The organism is uncultured Lamprocystis sp., from assembly GCF_903933125.1.
Lineage (GTDB): Bacteria > Pseudomonadota > Gammaproteobacteria > Chromatiales > Chromatiaceae > Thiodictyon.
Map to the genome: position 1 here is coordinate 1 of NZ_CAIZIZ010000243.1, position 20,584 is coordinate 20,584.

At 65.7% G+C, this 20,584-nt stretch carries 10 protein-coding genes; 5 read left to right on the forward strand and 5 right to left on the reverse strand.

What is annotated here, in order from left to right:
- The first annotated feature begins 643 nt into the window (after positions 1-643).
- The 3 genes from QZY03_RS12085 (at position 644) to QZY03_RS12095 (ending at position 1,700) form a co-directional block, all read left to right on the forward strand.
- Positions 644-952, forward strand: coding sequence for a hypothetical protein (locus QZY03_RS12085; RefSeq protein WP_295581323.1), 309 nt, complete (start codon positions 644-646; stop codon positions 950-952).
- Positions 953-1,056: 104 nt separating this feature from the next.
- Positions 1,057-1,533, forward strand: coding sequence for a type II toxin-antitoxin system VapC family toxin (locus QZY03_RS12090; RefSeq protein ID WP_295581325.1), 477 nt, complete (start codon positions 1,057-1,059; stop codon positions 1,531-1,533).
- Positions 1,530-1,700, forward strand: coding sequence for a hypothetical protein (locus QZY03_RS12095; protein WP_295581327.1), 171 nt, complete (start codon positions 1,530-1,532; stop codon positions 1,698-1,700). The genes QZY03_RS12090 and QZY03_RS12095 overlap by 4 nt, the downstream gene beginning before the upstream one ends.
- A gap of 465 nt (positions 1,701-2,165) precedes the next feature.
- On the opposite strand, the gene QZY03_RS12100 is transcribed toward QZY03_RS12095, so the two are convergent.
- From QZY03_RS12100 to QZY03_RS12120, 5 genes are all read right to left on the reverse strand, one after another.
- The gene (locus QZY03_RS12100) at positions 2,166-5,468 is read right to left on the reverse strand and encodes a DUF499 domain-containing protein (RefSeq protein WP_295581329.1); all 3,303 of its coding nucleotides are present in this window, start codon (positions 5,466-5,468) and stop codon (positions 2,166-2,168) included.
- A gap of 282 nt (positions 5,469-5,750) precedes the next feature.
- Positions 5,751-8,996 (reverse strand): DUF1156 domain-containing protein, encoded by a 3,246-nt coding sequence (locus tag QZY03_RS12105; RefSeq protein WP_295581331.1) that lies wholly within the window; start codon positions 8,994-8,996, stop codon positions 5,751-5,753.
- A 2-nt stretch (positions 8,997-8,998) separates the two neighbouring features.
- The gene (locus tag QZY03_RS12110; RefSeq protein WP_295581333.1) at positions 8,999-9,220 is read right to left on the reverse strand and encodes a hypothetical protein; all 222 of its coding nucleotides are present in this window, start codon (positions 9,218-9,220) and stop codon (positions 8,999-9,001) included.
- The gene (locus tag QZY03_RS12115) at positions 9,213-10,529 is read right to left on the reverse strand and encodes an AAA family ATPase (protein ID WP_295581335.1); all 1,317 of its coding nucleotides are present in this window, start codon (positions 10,527-10,529) and stop codon (positions 9,213-9,215) included. Before QZY03_RS12115 ends, QZY03_RS12110 begins: the two co-directional genes overlap by 8 nt.
- 39 nt (positions 10,530-10,568) lie before the next feature.
- Positions 10,569-14,147, reverse strand: a complete 3,579-nt coding sequence (locus tag QZY03_RS12120; RefSeq protein WP_295581337.1) for a helicase-related protein — start codon at positions 14,145-14,147, stop codon at positions 10,569-10,571.
- A gap of 206 nt (positions 14,148-14,353) precedes the next feature.
- Here QZY03_RS12120 and QZY03_RS12125 point away from each other — a divergent pair, with 206 nt between their 5' ends.
- Positions 14,354-18,595, forward strand: coding sequence for a hypothetical protein (locus QZY03_RS12125; protein ID WP_295581339.1), 4,242 nt, complete (start codon positions 14,354-14,356; stop codon positions 18,593-18,595).
- A gap of 340 nt (positions 18,596-18,935) precedes the next feature.
- A complete protein-coding gene (locus QZY03_RS12130; protein WP_295581341.1) occupies positions 18,936-20,126 on the forward strand; it encodes an alkaline phosphatase family protein in 1,191 nt (396 codons plus the stop codon).
- The last annotated feature ends 458 nt before the right edge of the window (positions 20,127-20,584 follow it).

The window sequence follows — 20,584 nt, forward strand, 5'->3', positions numbered from 1 at the left end:
GCGCGACCGAGGTGCCGGATCCCTGACACCGAGCGGCGCGCCTTATCCACCCTACAGCGGAGCCGGTTTTGTAGGGTGGATAAGCGCAGCGCATCCACCCGCAGCCTTGCCGACGGGACGCGGTCGGCGGCGGCCACCCAAATTTGGAACTGCTGCCACGGGTTGGGCTACGAAAAAATCGCTGTGACCAGCTTGCTTGTTACCCCGCCGAAATTTATTACAGAAGATCAATCTAACGTGCTTGTATTTCGATTTAACGGCCTAAAACCGATGGTTGGGTATAGAGTAAGGAATATTTTCTATGTCTTGTGGTTCGATCATAATTTTTCCGTCTACCCTCACGGTTAAAAACAAAAAGCCTAACACTAGCTTCAAAAGCGAGCCCCGCCACAACCTTCAACTCAGCTCTGCTAGGTCGCAGTAGGCGGGGCCGCTTTAAGCTGACGTTAGCTGTCAGAAAGGACCATCATGGCAATCATTCGAACTTATGGACTCCACTGGACCATTGCACATGTTGACTGGGGACGTCAAAATAGCGCAGGTACCCTCCTTGGTGCTGCAAGAAGGAGCAAACATGCCCGGCAAGTTGATCTTCGCGACCAGCGGGGCGTCTATGCGCTCTACGCCGACTATGAATTAGTTTATGTTGGCCAAACCGGCGCGGGAAATCAACGACTCTTCCGACGGTTACGAGACCACAAGAAAGATCACCTCTCTGAGCGCTGGAATCGTTTCTCTTGGTTTGGAACGCAGTGGGTCACGAAAGCAAGGGGCGTTATCGATTGACGCCGCAGGTGTTCAGGAGTCAACCGAGGTTGCGTTAAACATCCTTGAGGCGCTAGTTGTCGCGGTTTCTGAGCCAAGATTGAATCTTCAACGCGGGCGCTGGGGAAAGGCAACTCAGTATTATCAATGGTGGCAAAATATCGAAGAAGAGGAAGCAGACGATTGAGCAATCTGACGGCTAACTCGCCGGTCAATCCGACCTGCCTTCGGCCGGCCGGTTACCGGCAATGTTTTCTGCCAGAAAACGCCAGATCGGAGTACCGTTAAGCCATGGCACAGTCTGTTTATATCGAGTCATCCGTTATCAGCTACTTGGTAGCGCGACCGAGCCGTGATGTCGTAGTCGCCGCACATCAAGCGATTACCGAAGCATGGTGGCAGAGTCAGCGGGCCGAATTTGATTTATTTGTCTCCAGCCTCGTGATACAAGAAATCTCACGGGACGATGCTGCCGCGTCGGAGAAGCGGCTGCAGGCTGTAGAGAATATTCCTCTTCTTGCAACTTCGCCCGAAGCACAGAGATTAGCCGAAGACCTATTGGCTAAGGGCGCGGTGCCCGCAAACAGCGAAGAAGATGCCCTTCATATCGCCATTGCCGCCGCAGGGGGAATTGAGTTCCTTCTCACGTGGAATTTTAAGCATATCAACAACGCGCAGACCAAGGCGGTTATAACAACAGTGGTCGAATCGCACGGCTTTGCTTGTCCAATATTGTGCTCACCGGAAGAATTGGGGGCAGAACTATGAACGAAGATCCAATTGTTGCGGAAATCCGCAAGTATCGTGCCGAGCACGCAGAAAAATACGGTCATGACCTGGGTCGTATTTGCGAGGCGTTACGCGAAGCCGAAGCAAAATCAACCCGTAAGGTTGTGCACCGCAAGCCGCGCCTGCTTCCAAAACCTAGCAGCTAACATGCCTTAAAAGCGAGCGTGCGCCACAGGCGTCGTGCTAATTGTCTAGCTCATCAGGGGCGCGCGCCGCTTTAGGCTTTACGTTAGGCACAAAGGAACCGGAAAAGGGGCCAGGCACAATTATGAAACAAGAAAATGTGGTTAGGGTGACAGGTTACGGTGACAGTTTACTAAATGCACTGAATGCGGATGGGCGTTGAACGCAACCCGTAATTACTGTATTTAGTAAACTGTCACCGTAATTCTGTCACCGTAATTCCTCAAACTGTCACCGTAATTCCTCTCTGGTCCGAAACCTCGCCCCTGAGACCATCCACTGCATCGCCTACCAGATCGAGCAGCGCTGCCGCCTGCCGAACCCGAATCAGCCATTCATCAAATTGGCCCATTGTTCCGGCCAGCGACCTGAAGTCCAGGGCTTGATGCCGGGACGCGACTGCATCTATTGCGCCGACCGCTTTGGCACTACTGCAACATCCAGCCTTTCTTCACCTTCTCCAACACCGTGTTGATGCCCTCGATCGCCTCAGCGGACGCCCCACCGGCGCGGTCCAGTGTCACCGTGACGCGCCATTGCAGATCATGGCCGATAGCGGCGGCGAGCACCGCGTCGATGGCCTCCCCAAGGTCCACCAGATCATGGGCTTCCAGCGTGGCCGTTGCGATCTTGGCCGAACCGTTGACGCCCGCCGCGTCCTGGTCGCCCGCCCCGCCGAGCTCCTTGATGCCCTGCACGAAGCGCAGCCGCACCGCCGGGGCACCGCCCAGATCGCAGGGCCAGGGGCCGGAGTCGAGGGTGCGCTCGAAGAGCCCCAACTTGAATCCCTGATCGAGTGCGCGACGGACGGTGATCCACGGCAGTGCCTTGCCCAGGTCGGCCGACAGCGCGGCGCGGAGGTGGTCGGCGGCCGTCTCGGTCCCTTTCCAGGCCGCGGGGAGGCGTTCCGGCAGCAGGTCGGTGGCGGCCAGGGGCACGGGCGGAGGCAGCAACCGCGCGTGCTCATTGATAAAACCGGCCGGCACCTCGTCTTCAAGCAGGCTCGCGGTGCCGTTGATGAGCCACACCGTGCCTTTCTTCACCGCCGCCCCAACCGCCGCCTTGAGTGCATCCTCCGCGGCGGCCGGCACGAGCAGAGTCTCGGTCCAGCCCCCCTTGTCCTCACTGACCAGATGCTTACCGGAGAAGTAGTCGGTCAATACAGGCCACGAGACTTCGTTGCTGTCCCAGAGTCCGGGCAGGATCTTGGGCGCCAGCGTGGCCGGGTCGATGTCGGTCAGCAGCACCGCGTCCGGCAGCACGACTTCGAGCGTCGGCTCCGCGGTGGCGGTCGCATCCGGCCGCGTCAACCAGAAGGTGCGTTGCGACTGGTCCGCGCGGGTGCTGCGCAGGACGAACCGGCCGGCCTCGCAGCCCTGTAGCAGCGTCTCCAGGATCGCCTCGCGGCTGAGCATCTTCGGCAGGCTCGCCGTCGCCGCGAAGGCGCCAACCAGGTCCTTGACGAAGCGCGCCGAGTCGCCGGCCGCCCACAGGTCGTAGGGTCCACCGGGCAGCAGCGCCTCGGCGTTGACGGCGCTGGTCTCGATGCGCAGCCGCTTGTCCGCGATCAACTTCGTGAACAGCGGTTCGTTATCGACGTTGATGCGGTAGGCAGCGACGGTGTTGGTGTCGTTCACCGTCACCGCGATACAGTAGGCCAGCACCACCGCGGAGACCACCTCGGCGCGCGCGTTCTTGAGGTTGGCGCCCAGCCGCGTCGTCGTGACCGTGTCGAGATCATCGCGCTCTTTGAGCAGGCGCTGCACCTCCTCCCAACCGAACAAATCGCGCACCTTGTCGCGGGCCGCCGCCAAGGCGTCGCGCGCCGGCACCGCGAGCACGACCGCATTGCGGTTCTGCGCGCGCGGCTTATCCGGCCCGGTGGTCTCGTCGAGGAAGCGCCGCGCGTAAGCGCTGGGTTTGCCGGCATCGCACGCCGCCGCCGGACCCAGCACGGCGTAGTGAAACAGCCCGTCGTCCTCGATGTCGGCCGGTTTGGCGGGCAACTTGTGCACCTTCGCGCCGGCCGCCCGGGCGCCCTCCGTGAGTCTGCCGGCGTCCTGGATCGCCTTCTCCAGCACCACATCCACCAAGGAGTCACTGACGCCGGCCCGCGCTGCCGCGTGCATCTGCTTCAGATTCGGCTTGGAGCCCAAGCGCCAGACCTTGGGCAACCCGCCCTCGCGCTCGCCGGTGAAGAGATCGTCCAGGTACCAGGAGTTGTCGGCCCAGGCAGCGAGCCCCTGATCGAGATTGATCGGGTCGGGCGCAGCGATGCCGACCAGGAGCTTCACGTCGCGGGTCTTCGCGTGCTGGCCAATCGGCTGGGAATGCAGGAAGGTCGCCATCACCGCCTGCTCGATCTCGCGCCCAGCCAACCCCGGCAGCCCCTCCTGCGCCTTGGCCGCGTGCCCCAGCTCCGCGCTCAAGATGGCCGGCCAGTTCTGCTTGCGACCGTCGTACTGCTCCACCTGGGCGATGTTGGCGAGTTCGTTCGCCGCCGTGCTCAACCCCTCGGCCCCGACGGCGCCCAGGAAGACCTGCGCACCGATGAGCGGCTGGGTGTCCCAGGCCGCCGCATCGCGCAGCGCCGAGGCCAGGGTCTTCAAGATGCCGCGGGTTTGCTGGAAGCCCTCCAACTGGGTCCATTTACCGTAGAGCGCCTCCAGCAGATCCGGATGGAAGGGGTAGGCGGCGAGATAACGCTGCTCTTCGGTCGAGCGGTGCTGCTTCGTTTGGGCGTCGACGGCCTCAAGGCTGTTGAGCGCCGCGTAGACCTGGGACGGCCAGGCAGATTGATCTTGGTAGCTGGCCAAGGTGAACAGCCGCCGACGCAGGATCTCCGGCACGTCGTGGCTCTCCACCGGCCGCACGCCCTCGTCCGCTACGCGCTTGATCTCGTCGAAGAGTTCCTTGCTGATCTGCCGGCCGAGCGCGTCCATCTTGGTAGTGTCCGAGGCCAAGAGCGACACCACCAGGGCGCACCGCGGCACCTTGGCGACGGCCTGGGTCAGACTGTGCAGGAAGTCCTTCAGTCGCCCGGTCCAGGCCGGGTCCTTGTCCACCATGGTGCGGGCGAACCACAGCACCTCGTCGAACAGGATCAGCACCGCCGGGATCTCGGCGCGTGCCAGCTCCAGCAATTGCGTCATCACATTGGTTGCCGGCGGGGTCACCCGCTCGCTGCCGTCCGGCTTGAGCACCTTGAGCCCGGCGTCGCCCGCCAATTGCCAGGCGAGCACGCTCCAGGGCATCAGCAGACGGCGCCGGCTGCCGTCCGGTGCGCACACGTCCATGCCCTGTTCGGCATCCAGGTGGTCGAACACCACCGCGGCTACCCGCGCCCGCGGCAACCCCTCGGCGAGCCCGCAATGGCTGCGAAACTGCTGCACCGACGGGATGTCGGGCAGTGACTCGGGGTCGCGCACCAAATGGACCAGAGTGACCAACGCGTGCGTCTTACCGCCGCCGAAGGTCAGGTACAACTGCCGGACCGCCTTCTCGGACTTGCCGGCCAACCGCCAGAGCACATCGCGCACCAGATCGCGCAGCCGCGCGGTCGGATAGGTGAGCGCAAAGAACTCCTGCGGATCATGATAGATGCCGGGGTTATCCCCCAGCATCACGTCGTGCAGATCGGCGGCGAACTGCTTCTGCGACAGCTCGGCGCTGGTGATCTCGGCGCGGAGCTTCATCACCTGGTGCCAAGCCTGCGTCGTCGTTTTTGCCATGGTGCCCCCCAGGCAGTTGTAGGTTGGGGTGAGGAACGAACCCCAACAATTCCGCGCCTCACGGTTGGCGGCGCGTTGGGCTTCGTTCCTCAGCCCAACCTACGGGAAATCGTTCATCAATTCGGGAATTGCTCACACAAAGACACAAAGAACACAAAGAAGAATAAATGTCACCGTGCGGGTGACCTCCTCGACCTGCACATCGCGTTGAAGATCTTTGTGATCTTTGTGTCTCTGTGTGAGAACTGCTCTTTCCAGGATGGTCAAGGCCGGTGCCGCGCCTCAGTCCCCCAGCGGCAAGGCCCCTTGCGCCGCGCTGCCGTGGCCCTTCAGGTGATTGGCGAGTCGCTCCAGGGCCGCACACTCGTCCGCGACCCCCTCGGCGCGGCTCTGCTCGATCAAGGCTTGGAGCAACTGCGCAAACAACGGGCTGCGGCGCAGCCCGTGGCCGTCGAGTTGGGCGTTCACCTTCACCACGTCGGCCGCGTCCCACAACTGGAGCAGTCGATGCACATGGTCGATCAACGGAATCGGCCGGCCGCGCAGCGACTCCTCACCCAACCCCCGCTGGGTGCGCGCCTTCCACGGCTTCAACTTCAGTTTGCCGCCGCCGCCCCCGGCGTCCGACGGTTCGTCGTCGTCGGCGGCGTCTGCATCGTCCTCGGTGGTGGTCGCCCCGCCCGTCTTGCCGCGCGCCAGCAGGCCGTATTGGTCGACCAGTTCGCGCTCCGATAGCCCGCACGAGACCGCGTAGAGGATGCAGGGCCCGGCCGGTGCTTCCTTCAGGCCGAAGTCGCTGCGGTGCAGCAGGTAGTAGGTCGTGATGTCATCGAGCGGATGCTCGCCGACCGCGGGCGCCCCCGCGCCGCGGGTCAGCACCCGTCCGACCACGAAGTCCACCACCATGCGCCGGACATGGCCCAGGAAGTCGCTGACCTCCATCAGGCCGCCGGTCGCCGCGGCCCTTTTCACGACCGGATAACGGCTGTAGGCTTCGAGCGCCGGCCCGGTGGCCGCCCATACGAAGTCCGGCCCGCGGATGCCGGCGTCCCAGAAGTCGCGCAGCTTCTGAACAATGTTGGTCTCCATCTCTTTGAGCACCGCCGAATCCCAACCGGGGCGGGCGTTGGGGTCGCGCTTGCGACAGACGAGCCAGACGGACGAGGACAGGGCCGCCGATGAGAGAGAACGCGTTCTCGCTTCGCGCTCGGTTTGGATCGGCCAACTGCCATCGACAACGAAACCGGCCCTGATGATCGCGGCGACCAGGGTCTCCCAAGCGTCCGGGTGTTTGTGCGCGAAGACGACCACCAGGCGTCCGTCCGGCTTGAGTGCGGCGTGGCAGGCACCGAAAGCCCGCGCCATACCGTCCTCGTAATTCTTCTTCGATGCGGCCTTGTCGCCACCGAAGCGGGAAGCATCGTCGATTAACTCGCCATCGTCGGCGGCGTGATTCCATTTGGGAGACAAGGGTTCGGCAAAAGCCCGGTCCAGTTCCGGTGACAGGCCATGCAGGGTGCGCCGCAACCAGACATAAAAGAAGTCCATCAGGTCCGAATAGGGGATGGCATCGTAGTACGGCGGATCGGTTAGGATGACATCGAATTGCTCGGGCGATCCCGCGGTCGCGGATGCGCGGACTATCTCAGGTGCCGGCATGCCACCGATGCCAACCGCGGCGTGCTCAATGTACTCGGCGAGCCATTCGATCCCACCGGGATAACCGCCCGAGGCGTCGGCCAGGACCGAGGTTTCGGCAAAATCCCAATTCATTGGCAGGGCGAATCGCGCGAACGTATTGCGGATCTGGTCATATCCGACGGTCCAGGAGCAGAGTGCGCTGCCGCGGTCGGCCACGCGATCCAGCACGGTGGCAATGAGGCTGGTTATGGCAACTTGCTGTTCAGTGGAGTAGTCCCGTAGGGCAAGCTCAGACGCAAGCTGCCGGGTTGCGGCCAGCAGGGCCGCAATGCCAACCAACTGGCGCGGAGCGAAAAGCTTGGACCAGCGGTCAAAACCGTAGAGTGGCACGCGAAACCCCAATGCCTCAGCGCTGGCGAGCGGTTCAGTCGGCAACCCAAATGGCACTTGGGAAAAGGCAGTCTCCAACTCGACTTCGGCCGCTGCCGCCATCTCGATCTCATGCCCCGTCGGCAAGCGGTACTCCTTAGCTTCCGGTCCATCCACGACCACGGCGGTCATCACCGCGCCGAGTCGCTCCGCACGGCCTTCGAGACGCAGGTCCTGCATCGTCATGATGGTCGGGCAGCACGCGCACTGCGCGCCAGCCCGGCTCATGGTGCCGACACCGATGCGCTTGTCATGCTCGCGCCGCTGTGCGACGTTGCCGCGGTGCTCGGGGACCTTGGCGTCGAGACTGAACACCACCCCGCTGCGGTCGTCGTTCGGCTGCATCGTCAGCAGCACGCGCTTGTGGTCCTTCTTCGCCAGCCAGCGGGTCTTGAGCAACGGAACGGTGGCCCGGCACGACTTACAGCGCACCGTGCGCGCCCAGAGATAGGCGACGGTCGGCTTGGCGACCCAGCGCGGTTGGGTCGGGTTGTCCAGATAGTCGGCGGCGAAACCGGCGTTAAGCAGGTCGATCTGTGGTACACCAGCGTCGTTGATCGGTACCAGCCGCAACGGTTCGTCGCAGTCCAGCGGCACCACTCGATACGGCTTGAGTGCGCAATACTCGGCGTAAGTCGGATAGAAGCGGGCGAGGTCGCGACGCGCTTCCTTCAGCACCCACTGGCCCCAGGCGCGCACATGCCAGGCGAGATCGGCATCGAGCAGCGCCGGGGCGAGTTCAGGCTCCAGGAACAGCGGCAGGTTCTCGCCGCGTTCGACCCCGGCAATCCCCGCGGCGCGTTGCGCGACGAGGGGAGACAGCGCGCGGACATGGCGTTTGACCACGGCCGGCGTCAGACCCTTGGCTTTGAAATACGCCGTCATGAAGGCCGGGTCTTGCAGCGCGAAGTCCGGCAGCCGCCGCGTCTGCCCGGCAAGCCGCTGCGGGTACTCCAGCGTGCACTTGAGGATGAACCAGGCCACCGGGTTGATGTCCGCGGCGGTCACCTCGCAGCCGAGCCGCATGGCCTCCAGCGGAATGGCCCCGCCGCCGGCAAAGGGGTCGAGCACGCGCGGCGCCCGGCCGCCGTACGCCTTGCGGATTTCCGCGCGGAACCAGTCCATGTCCGGCCCGGACTCGCGGCCCCAGTGCAACACGCCGCCCTCGGTCTCCCAGGCCTCGATGTCCTCGACGCGGCCGTTCGGCATCGTCTTCTTCTTCGTGGTCTGGCGCAGCGTTCCGCCGAGCCGCTTCAGCAGGGCCTTGCGCTCCTCATCGTCGCCGGGGTCCGGCAGCAGAGTGGCGATCAGCGCCGCGCGGCAGGCAGCCAGCGGCCGACGCGCCGGCCAGATGTGCAGTGTGGAGATGTGCCCGTGGCGGACGTTCTTCTCATGCACCGAGTCGAGTGACGTCTCGCGCAAGGGAAAGGCGACTTCGATCAGTCGTTTGTTAGTCATTGTCAGAGGCTCTGCAGGGCCGCGCGCAAGCCGTCGAGGAAGTGTTTCAGGGAGGCATCGTCGCGGGCCGCACGCTCCAGGTCCATCGCGCCGACAATGTCCTCGGCGAATTCGACCGCAAGACCGCACTCGGCCGCAATCCGGTGAATCAAGGGACCAATGACCTGCCGGTGGGCAAAGTCCTCGACAAAGGCGGCGATGCGCCGCGGCGGCGCCTCAGTCATCGAAATCTCCCCGCAACAGACGCTCCGAGACCGACAGCCCCGCGTCGTCTCGATCCATCAGCGCATCATCGATGTGTCCGCGGCGCGCCAGCGGGCCCCAGGTCGAGAACGGTTCGATTTGGGTACCGGCGTTGGTCTTGCGCGTGATGTAGAGCGCGGTGTCCGCCATCAGGTCGGGTAGGATCGGCGAGTGGGTGGTGACGATGTATTGCGTATTGCCGATGGCCGCGCGCGTCTTCAGCAACTCCGCGATCAATTGAATGCGGCGGGGGTGAATGCCGTTCTCGGGCTCTTCGAATCCGATCAGCGCCGGCGGCTCCCGGGCGCCGGTGAGGGCGAGCATACCGAGGATGCGGAGCGTGCCCTCGGACAGCACGCGCGCCGGCACCAGGATGCCGTTCTCGCGCAGCCGCAATTCCACCTCGCCCAAGTCGCTTACACCGACATCGATGCCGTCGATCTGCGGCAGGATGGTCTTGAGTGCCTTCTCGACCGCGGCGAATTGCCGCGGCTCCAAGGCCCGCAAGGTATTGAGATAGGCGGGCAGTTCCTCGCCCATCAGGCCGATGTGGCGGACCTCTTTGACCGGGTTGGCCGCGCGCATGCGCTCGCGGGGCTCGAAGTAGAAGAAGAGCCAACTGCCGAGTTCCATCCGCGCCGCGACCATGTGCGGATGATGGGCTGGATAGTTGGGAAACGACAGGATGCTATGGTCGAGATACAGTTCCCGATAGGACGGAGATTCCTGGCCTTCCAGACGCAACTGCAGCCGGTCGTCATGCCGGAACAGATAGGGTTCGCAGGTGCCGCTGGGCTCGCCGTTCTGGTCCAGGGCCGCGAGATATTCGTCGCTGACCCGCAGGATGCCGGAACGCGGCAGCATCTCGATTGCGATGCGGTAGCGCAGGTTGCGCTCTTGAATCACGCTGGGCGCCGGCTCGTCATCGGATGGCTCAGCTTTGGGATCGATTGCACTCTTCAGCTCCCGTACCCCGCGATTGACCGTCTCAACCACGGCATCGGAGAGGGTGAAATCGACCTCGATTGCGAATGACAGCGAATCCTGGGCCAGCAGACCTTTGAGCCCGTCGGCGCCGAAAGAGAAGGACTCCAGCGGCTTGCCCCGATACGGGGGCTCGAAGGCGTCCTTCAGCGTGCGACAGGAAACGATCTTGGACAGCAGTTGCAGCGCATCGAGGAAGTTGCTCTTGCCGGCCGCGTTAGGCCCCAACAGCACCGACAGCGGTTGCAGCCGCACCTCGACGTCGCGCAACGACTTGTAGCCCTTGATCCTGATGCGGTTCAGCATATCGATGACCTGTTGTTGGAGTTTCGCCGGGCGCTCTTGCTAGAGCGCCTCGGCAACCCGCGCGATATCGCCATAACCGAGCACCACGGTGCCCTTGGCGTTGGCGATGAGTTTCTGAAATGGGTCCTGAACCCGCAACAGCCGCGGCTTCGGCGTGCCGCAGTCGAAGACGACATACAACCAGTAGCGCCCGCGGAGGTTGCACGCCTTCGCCCATTCGTTCTCGGTCAGCTCGATCGCGCCGGTGCCGACTCGCCCCTTGACTTCAATGCCGCGTTCTTCGCCCGGCCGCTTGGAGAGCAGATCGAAACCGGGGTAGTCGGTCAGGCCCGCCAGGCGCGCCTTCGATGGGGTCGAAACATCGCGCACGTCGGCGCCCTGGACAGCTTCGGCGGCGGTGGCAATCGCCATCGCGATGCGCTCGACTTCGAGATCGCGCGCCTGGATGTCCGCGGGGTCCTGCGACGGCTGCACCAAGGCGGTGGCGAGGATCTCCACTGCGCCGGGCTGGATCAGCGCGACCTCGCGCCGGGTCCGGGTGAGGGCCTGCCGGCGGCGCTCCTTAAGCGCACCTTGCTGCGCGCGGATGCGCTCCACCTCGGGCTCGGCCTTACGGTCGCCGGCGCGAGCCTTCCTGGTGTACTCCTTGCGTGCGACCGCCAGCTCCAATTCCTGATAGTCGTAGGCGAGGCCGAGCAGTGTTTCGGTTTCGCTCAGGCGCGCCTGCGCAGTAAGCCCCTGCACCTGTGCCAGCCGACCGAGTACCTCCCCCTGGAGGTACTCCGCGGCGGCCAGACGCCAGGTGTCGCTGTGGACCAAGAAAGCGACGCTCGTCGGGGCCTGCTTGCGGCCTGGCTTGAGCAGCAGCAACTGCTCGACTGGCGCCTCCTCACAGCGGTTGTCGGCGAACTGTTTGATGCCGACCAGGCGCTGTTCGATGACCTCGCTGCGACTCAAGCCCGGCACGCCGGGATCGGCCGCGCGCACCACGGACAGCCGGGCGACATGGAATAGATAAGGGGCATCGCTTGCCGGGTCGGTGAAGATGGCCCCGCGCCGGCCCGCCACGCCCGCCTGCTCGGCGGCGAGCGCGGACAGACGCTCGAAGACCGGCTCGCCGGGGTGCAGGTAGATGGCCTCGTGCTCGTCCGCGGTCGGGTAGACGCTAAAGCGATTGCGCGCGGCGGCCGGGTAGCAGTCGAGCACCGGCAACAGCCGTTCGAGTACCCCAGGGCGCCGCGTCCGCAGCATGAAGCCGGCCCCCAGGTCACCGACCAGGTCGACACCGATCAGCGGGGCCGCGTGCTCCAGATAGCGGCGCACGTAACCGGGCAGCAGTCGGCGCAGCTCTTCGATGGCGAGTGCTTCACGCAGGCGCGGCAGCTCGGCGGCGATCTCGCCGCCGCGGCCGTAGAGGCTCTCCTCGCGTGCGGTGATCGCCCGGATCTGCTCGGCGGTGAGCTTGCCGGCGATTGCCATCGCCTCGCGATCGGCCGTCTCGTCGGAGTCCACCGCACGGCGCACGTAATCGGCCAGGGAGACGTCCTCAAACATCCGCCCGACCACGTCGAAGACCTTGTCCGAACCGAGTTCGTTGCGGATCTCCTCCAGCTTGTCGAGCAGTGTCTTGACGACCCGGCCTTCGCGGGTCGCTCCCGCCACCAGATTGAGGATGGCAACGCGGTCGCGTTTCTGACCGTAGCGGTGAATGCGGCCCATACGCTGTTCCAGCCGCGCCGGGTTCCAAGGGACATCGTAGTTGATCAGGATCCAGCAAAACTGGAGGTTGATGCCTTCAGCGGCGGCGTCGGTACCGACGAAGAACCGCGCACCGTCGCCGCCGTGCCGGTGCGGGGCACGAAAGCGCTCGACCTCGGCATCGCGGCTCACGAAGCCCATGCCGCCGTGGACGCAGGCAACCTGCCCGGCGAAGCCCAGCCCTTCGAGGCCGCGCCGCAAGAAGTCGAGTGTGTCCTTGTGCTCAGTGTAGATGATGACCTTTTCATCACGGTAGGCCGGGTCGGCAAGCAACTCGCGCAGGCGCTGGAACTTGGAGTCCTGCCCCTGTGCGTGCACCGCCTCGGCCAAGCCGACGAGCCCGCGCACTTCGTCGCGCTCCGTCTGCAACTCGGCAAGGCTGGTCGCGAGGAAGGCGCCGAGCGCTTCGTCCTCGCCCGCTTCGTGCGTTTCCTGCCCGTGCCGGCTACCTTCTTCGTCGGCGGTCTGGTCGGCAAGCGCATCGACCAACTTGCCTTTGGCAGCCTTTTGCTCAAGCAGTGTCTGCTGCGTGCGCCATTCGTCCTCACGGATGTGGCCGGAGCGCAACGCCTCGATCATGCCATCGAGCTTCGCCAACCGTTTGCGCAGCGAGCACAGTAGCGCCCAGGTGCTGCTCGCCAGCCGCCGCTGGAAGATCAAGACCGCGAAGCGCGCCGCCTGGCGGTTGAGGACGCGCGCCAGGTTATAGTAGTTGTTGATGTAGGCCGTGGTGCGGTTGTAGAGCGTCTGCTCGCTGATCTCGCCTTGGCCGAGGTCGTAGCTGTGAGTGTCGCACCGACGCACCGGATACAGGGGGTTGCCGCGCAGGTCGACCATCTCCTCCTTGACCCGGCGGATGAAGCAGCGCTGCCGGGACGCCGGCGGAAAATGCTCGAAGGCGGTCGGCGTGCTGAGCAACTCGGGCTCCAGCAGCCGCCACAGCGCGTAGTACGGGTAGGGCTTGCCCATGTGCGGGGTCGCCGTCAGCAACAGCAGGTGATGCGCGGACCAGGGAAGACGGTAGGCGTCCGGGAGGTCGCGGACGCCGGCAAGCGCCTCGGCCAAACGATACCGCTCGGTGGGGCGAATCGCGCCGTCGGGATCGCGGTGACACGCGAGTTTATGCGCCTCGTCGAAGACCACCAGGTCATAGGCCGTCACCGTCGGGTCCCGCAGGGCGGCGAACAGCCGCGCACTGCGCAGGCTGTCGATGCTGACCACGACCAAGTCGCTGCCGTCGCCAATGAAGGGGTTGCCCTGTTTGGCATCGGCGCTGGTCACGATGCGCAGCTCAAGGCGGAACAGCCGATGTAACTCGCGCTGCCAGTTACCGACCAGGCCGGCTGGCGCCACGACCAGCACGCGCCGCAAGGTGCGGCGGGTCATGCTCTCGCGCACATACAGACCGGTCATGATGGTCTTGCCGGCACCGGCATCGTCGGCCAGCAGGAAGCGCAACCGCGGTTGCGGCAGCATCCTATCGTAGACCGCGATCCGTTGGTGCGGGAGGGGATCGATTCGGCTGATCTCAGTCGCGAAGGCTGGGTTGAACAGGTGGCCGTAGGACAACCGCTCACCCTCAACCAGAACGCGCAATGCGTTGGCGTCCCCGAGGAAGTCCAGGCGCTCAGGTTGCGTGGGCGGCGACGACGTCGCGAGATCCGGCAACGCCGGCGGGCCGGCATCGGCGGGCACTCCAGCCGCTGCTTGGCGCAGCTTCTCCACGCCCAAGGCGGACGGGCGGGTCTGCCCATTCTCCCAGCGGTTCAGGGTGACGAATGACACTCCAAGCCGATCAGCAAATTGCTGTTGTGTCAGCCGCAGAGATTGGCGCAATTGGCGGATCTGCTCGGGACTCATGGCAAGCATCGCGTGATTTACTGAAGGCTTTATATCACGTGATATATTTCCCTGCAAACCGGTGTGCGCCTGGGGCAACACCAAACCACTGCGATCGAGATCGGCAGTGCAGCTTAAGTTCAAGGAAAAACCGTCCTGGACATGGGTCCACTTTAGTCTGATCGGCTAAGCTAAGTCACAGCTTCCCCCCATCCGCGAGTCCGGCCATGCATCTGATGCTGCCCTCACTGCTTGCACTGCTCGTCCTGCTCCCCGCTCCGGCCGGCGCGGCCGAGCCGGCGGTTCCGCCGGCCCTGTATGACTGGATTCCCTGGGTGCTGCATCCACAGGATCAGCGTGACTGCCCGCTGGGCACCGCTCCGGACGGCACGCGGATCTGCGCCTGGCCGGGGCGGCTGGCGCTCGATCTGGGCGCGCAGGGTGGCACCTTTACGCAGCATTGGCAGGTCGCCGCGCCGACCTGGGTGCCGCTGCCGGGCGACACGCAGACTTGGCCCCAGGAAGTGCGTGACGGCGATCAGGCCCTGCCGGTGCTGGTGCACGATGGGGCGCCCGCGACCTGGCTGGCGGCGGGGGCTCATGACCTGAACGGCCGGTTCGTCTGGACCAGCCCGCCGGACGGGTTGACCCTGCCGGCGATGGTCGGACTGCTATCCCTGGTCCGCGATGGCCAGCCGATCCCCTTCCCCCGAGTGGATCCCGACGGACGGCTCTGGCTGGCCGATCCGACCCCGACCACGGGCGAAGCCGGTGACCGGCTGGGGCTCACGGTGTATCGACGGATCGACGATGACCTGCCGTTACGGGTGACTACCCGCCTGGAACTGGATGTCGCGGGCGGTGCCCGTCAGATCGGCATCGGCCCGGTGCTGCTGCCGGGAGCGATCCCGCTGCGCGTGCAGAGCCCCCTGCCCGCCCGGATCGATGGCGAAACACTGCATGTCCAGGTGCGGCCGGGGCACTGGGTGCTGGAGTTGGAGTCCCAGGTCGCGGGGTCCGTTCAGTCCCTGGCCCGCCCCGCCGCCGGGCCGGACACCGGCGTCCCCTGGCCGGAATTCGAGATCTGGTCCTTTGCCGCCCGGCCCGACCTGCGGCAGGTGACGGCGGGCGGGCCGCCGGCGGTGGACCCGCGTCAATCCGGCGTCCCGGCGGACTGGCTGGAGCTGCCGGCCTATCGTCTGGCCGCCGGGCAGACACTGACACTGGAGGAGCGGCGCCGCGGCAATCCGGACCCCGGCCCGGATCGGCTGCGCCTGGAGCGGGACCTGTGGCTGGACCTGAACGGAGACGGCTACAGCCTGCGCGACCGCATCTCCGGCACCCTCACCCGCAGTTGGCGGCTGACCGCGACGGCGCCCCTCACCCTGGGGCAGGTGCAGGTGGACGGCACACCGCGGCTGATCACGCGCCTCACCGAGCAGGAGGCTCCCGGCGTGGAGGTCCGCCGCGACCGACTGGATCTGGTCGCCGACAGCCGGATCGAGGGCGGGGAGGAGACGAGCCCGCGGTCGCTGCCGGCTTCCGGCTGGGGGCTCGACTTCAACAGCATCCAGACCCGACTGTACCTGCCGCCCGGCTGGGACCTGCTGGCGACGGCCGGAACCGACAATCTGCCGAACAGTTGGATCGGCCGCTGGACCCTGCTCGATCTGTTTCTGGTGTTGATCCTGAGTCTGGGCGTGGGTCGGCTGTGGGGCGTCGCCTGGGGTCTGCTGGCCCTGACGGCGCTGGCCCTCACCTGGCAGGTCGCGGACGCTCCGCGGCTGGTCTGGATTGGGGTGCTGATCGGCGCCGCCTTGCTGCACCTGCTGCCGGGGGGCCCGCCGGGTACGGCGACCGCGCGGCTGCGCGGACCGGTCAACTGGTATTTCCGTCTGAGTTTGCTGTCCCTGGTGTTGATCGGATTACCCTTCATCGCCGGTCAGGTCCGCACCGGACTCTTCCCCCATCTCGAGCGTCCAGCGGTCGGTCTGGGGGCGGGTCAGGATGCCGACTCCGCCTCCCCCGGCGGCCTCGTCGGGGACTTCGAACAGCGGATCGAACCCCCGTTCCAGGCGGAATCCGCGCTGGATGCCGCGCCCGCGCCCGCGGCGGATGAGTCAGTCATGCGCAACGACGCGGACGACGGGGTCATGAGCCGGATGAAGTCCGTCGCCACCGTCGCCAAGCGGGCTCCAGCCGCCCCGCCGCCCGATCGGCCGGACCCGGATGCCCTGGTGCAGAGCGGGATGGGGATTCCGGACTGGCAGTGGAATCGTTTCGATCTGGTCTGGAACGGTCCGGTGGAGCCGGCCGAGACCGTCGACCTGTGGGTGTTGCGGCCCGGCTGGCACCTGGTGTGGTCGCTGCTCGGCGCCTTGCTCACGGTACTCCTGGGGCTGCGCATGGCCGGTCTGATCGGCCGCCCGCCGGCCGCCGGGACATCGGACGACCCGACCCCGCCACCCGTACCCCCGGTCAGCCGGCGGCGCGACCAGACAGCGCAGGCCGGAACCGCAGCGCTGATCCTGGCCGCCATGCTGGGCGCCACCGCCCTGACCGGCCCCGGTGCCGCGCCGGCAGGCGCCGCTGAACTACCCGATGCGCCGCTACTTGAGGAATTGCGCACCCGCCTGCTCACCCCCCCGGACTGCCTGCCGCACTGTGTCGACCTGGCCACTCTGTCACTGGCGGCGGACCCGGAGCAATTGCACCTGACCCTGATCCTGGACGCCGCCGTGCCGACGGCGGCCCCGGTGCCGGGCGGACCCGGCGGCTGGCTGCCGCAGACGGTTGAACTGGACGGCGCTCCGCTGGACGGGCTGCGCCGTGGGGCGGATGACCAACTCCTGGTCGCGGTGCCGGCGGGGCGCCATCGCCTGGACCTCAGCGGCCCGCTGCCGGACGCGGCCCAACTCGAGATCCCCCTGCCCCTGCCGCCCCGCCAACTGCACTCGACCCTGACCGGCTGGACCCTGGAGGGCCTGGATCCGACCGGCCGGCCCGGCGCCTTGCTGCGCCTGGTCCGCGTCGCGCCGACCGGCGACCCGGATCAGCGCCCGCTGGATCAGGGCGTACTCCCGCCGTTGCTGCGGGTGGAGCGCACTCTGCGGATCGCACTCGACTGGCGGGTGGAGACGCTGATCCAGCGCCTGTCACCCGCGGGCTCGCCGGTCTCGCTGCCGGTGGCGCTGCTGCCCGGCGAGTCGGTCCAGACCGCGGGCGTCCCGGTTCAGAACGGCCAAATCCTGGTGAATCTGGCCCCCGGCGAAACGACGGCCGGTTGGACCTCGACCCTCGAACCGGGCGCCGCCGCGCTACGACTCCAGGCCGGCGTCGACCCGCGACTCAGCGAATCCTGGACGCTCGACCTCAGCCCCCGCTGGCACCTGCAGTGGAGCGGTCCGGCGCCGATCAATCAGATCAGCCCCGCCGAGCGTTGGCTACCCACCTGGCGGCCGCTGCCGGGCGAAGCCCTGACGCTGACGCTGAGCCGCCCCGTGGCCGTGCCCGGTCGGACCCTGACGCTGGACCGCGTGGATCTGCTAGTGACCCTGGGACGCCGCGCCAGCGAGCACGAACTGATGCTGCGGCTGCGCGGAACCCAGGGTGGCACCTTTCCCCTCACCTTGCCGGAAGGGGCCGAGCCGACCCGCCTGACCAGCAACGGCACGGACCTGCCGCTGCCGCGCGCCGGAGCCCCCCTGGAAATCCCCCTGTTACCGGGACGACAGTCGGTGTCGGTCCACTGGCGGGTGCCCGAGGGAACCGGCCCGCGGGTCGCACCGGTCCTGCCGGATTTGGGCCAACCGGCGGTCAATCTGAATCTGGCGCTGCGCGTGCCGCCGGAGCACTGGGTGCTCTGGACCAGCGGCCCGCGGATTGGCCCCGTGGTGGTGTTCTGGGGTGTCCTGGTGGTCCTGACCGGGTTCGCGTTCGCGCTCGGACGCACCCGGCTGACGCCGCTCAAGACGCATGACTGGCTGCTGCTCGGCATCGGGCTCAGCCTGGCGGAAATCTGGGTGCTGGTCCTGGTGGTCGGCTGGCTGTTCGCCCTGGGCCTGCGGCGCCGCGGCAGCGGCGAGGTCCCGCGCTGGCGCTATAACCTGACGCAGGCCGCCCTGGCGGCGCTGACGCTCGCCGCCTTGATCGGCCTGGTGGGCGCCGTCTCCCAGGGGCTGCTCGGTCGGCCGGCGATGCAGATCATGGGCAACGGTTCGACCGGCGCCCTGCTGAACTGGTACCAGGACCGCACCAGCGGCGCCCTGCCCGAGATCTCGGTGGTGAGCGTCCCCATGTGGGTGTATCGCGGCCTCATGCTCGGTTGGGCCCTCTGGCTGGCGTTGCGTCTGTTACGCTGGCTGCGCTGGGGCTGGGACAGTTGCTCCCGACCGGTGCTCTGGCGTGCGGCCGAGTCGAATACCGGGTTGGAGCGGGGCGATGGACCGGAACACCTGGAGCAACGCTAACGTGATTTCCGGACCACCGGATACCACACCCACCACCGGCTCGGACGCAGGTGCGACTGAAGTCGCACCTACACTGACCGGTATTCAAATTGTCGGAAATAACCTAAGTTAAGAAGCGAACACAACCGTTGTCGGCCTTGATCGTCGTCCCGGCCGCCAGAAAACCGCAGACCAAGGCTTTACCGTGAAAGTGCGTAGCCAGGCCATCCTGGCCTGGCGGCGTCGGGGCTGGAACAGTCAGGGCTGGAAGCCCTGACTACGCAACCCGGAGATGGACTTGTTCAACGTATGAGTGAACGGTTCCCAAGCCATCAGACTGAGTCGAAACCTTGAACGTCCTATGATCCAGAACGTCCAGACCAACCCGGTCCCCGGCCTGAAGCCGGATTATGCCGGCGGCGGCATCGTCAACCTGATGGCCTCCATCATCGGCGCACTGGGCGGACGCAGCGCCTATCCGGGTGCGGCCCTGCTGCCCGCGCCGGACCTGGCCGGGGCCACCAACCTCATGCTGCTGGTGATCGACGGACTCGGCGATGCCTGGCTGCGGCATCGGTCGCCGGACGGGCTGCTCAGCCGCCACCGGCGCGGTGCACTCACCTCGACCTTTCCCAGCACCACGGCCACCGCCATCCCCAGCTTTCTCACCGGCGATGGCCCGCTCCAGCATGGCCTGACCGGCTGGTATACCTGGTTTGCGGAACTCGCCTGCGTGATGACGGTGCTGCCCGGAACACCGCGCTATGGCGGGGTCCCCTACCGACGTGCCGGCCTCGACCCGCGGCGGCTGTTCTGGAGCCGTCCCCTGACCGAGCGCATCCGCACCCGGTCGCTGATCGTCACCCCCAAGCGCATTGCCGGATCGGATTTCAATCAGGCGCACAGCGGGCCGGCCCAGGTGCTGGGCTACGCGGATCTGCCCGATCTGTTCCGCCAGACCGCGCGCGCCCTGCGGCGCGATCGGGGGCGCAAGTACCTCTATTGCTACTGGCCGGAACTGGACTCCATCGGCCATCACCAGGGCATGAACAGCCCGACCGCCGCCATTCACCTGCGGGAGATCGAGCAGGCACTCACCGATTTCCTGGCGGCCGCCGCCGGCACCGATACCCTGATCCTGGTCACCGCCGATCACGGCCAGGTGGACACCGGTCCCGCGGACGTGATCGACCTGGCGGACCACCCGGAGTTGGCCGAGTGCCTGATGCTGCCGCTATGCGGCGAACCCCGTGCCGCCTTCTGCTACCTGCGCGCCGGGCGCGAGTCGGCCTTTCTGGAATACTGCCGGGGGCCGCTCGGCACCTTGGTAGACGTCTGCCCGAGTGCCGAACTGGTCGCCGCCGGCTATTTTGGTCGGGGCCGCCCCCATCCGCGCTTTGCCGAGCGCATCGGCGACTATTGCCTGCTGCCGCGGGACCACCGCATCCTGCGCCAGTTGCTCCCCTATGAGGAACCCCGTGCGCTCATCGGCCAGCATGGCGGCCTGAGTGCGACTGAACTGCTGGTGCCTTTGTGCGTGTTGCAGGCTTAGGAACCGTTCACGCATAAGCGACACAAGTCCATTCGGGCCGCATCAGGGCGACCTTCAGGTCTTCCGGGGAAAGAAGAGGCTCTCACAAAGACACAAAGACACAAAGACACGAAGAAGAAAAGAAAGAAGCCACAAACGTTTTCTCTTCTTTGTGCCTTTGTGTCTTTGTGAGAGGATTTCCTCTCTTTCTTCCGTGTCTCCGTGAAAAACCCTTCGCGTGGCACCACCGTCCGCTGGAGCGGCCGGACGGTATTCCCACGCTGGAGAGACTGTGAAAATATTCGCTCCGAACCCGAAAACATCGCAATGCCGTAGGTTGGGGTGAGGAACGAACCCCAACATTTCAGCGCCTTACGTTTGGCTCCTCGTTGGGCTTCGTTCCTCAGCCCAACCTACAAGGAATACTTGCCCAAACTCTGGAGCATGGGAACGAGAAACTCATTACTTAATCGAACGAA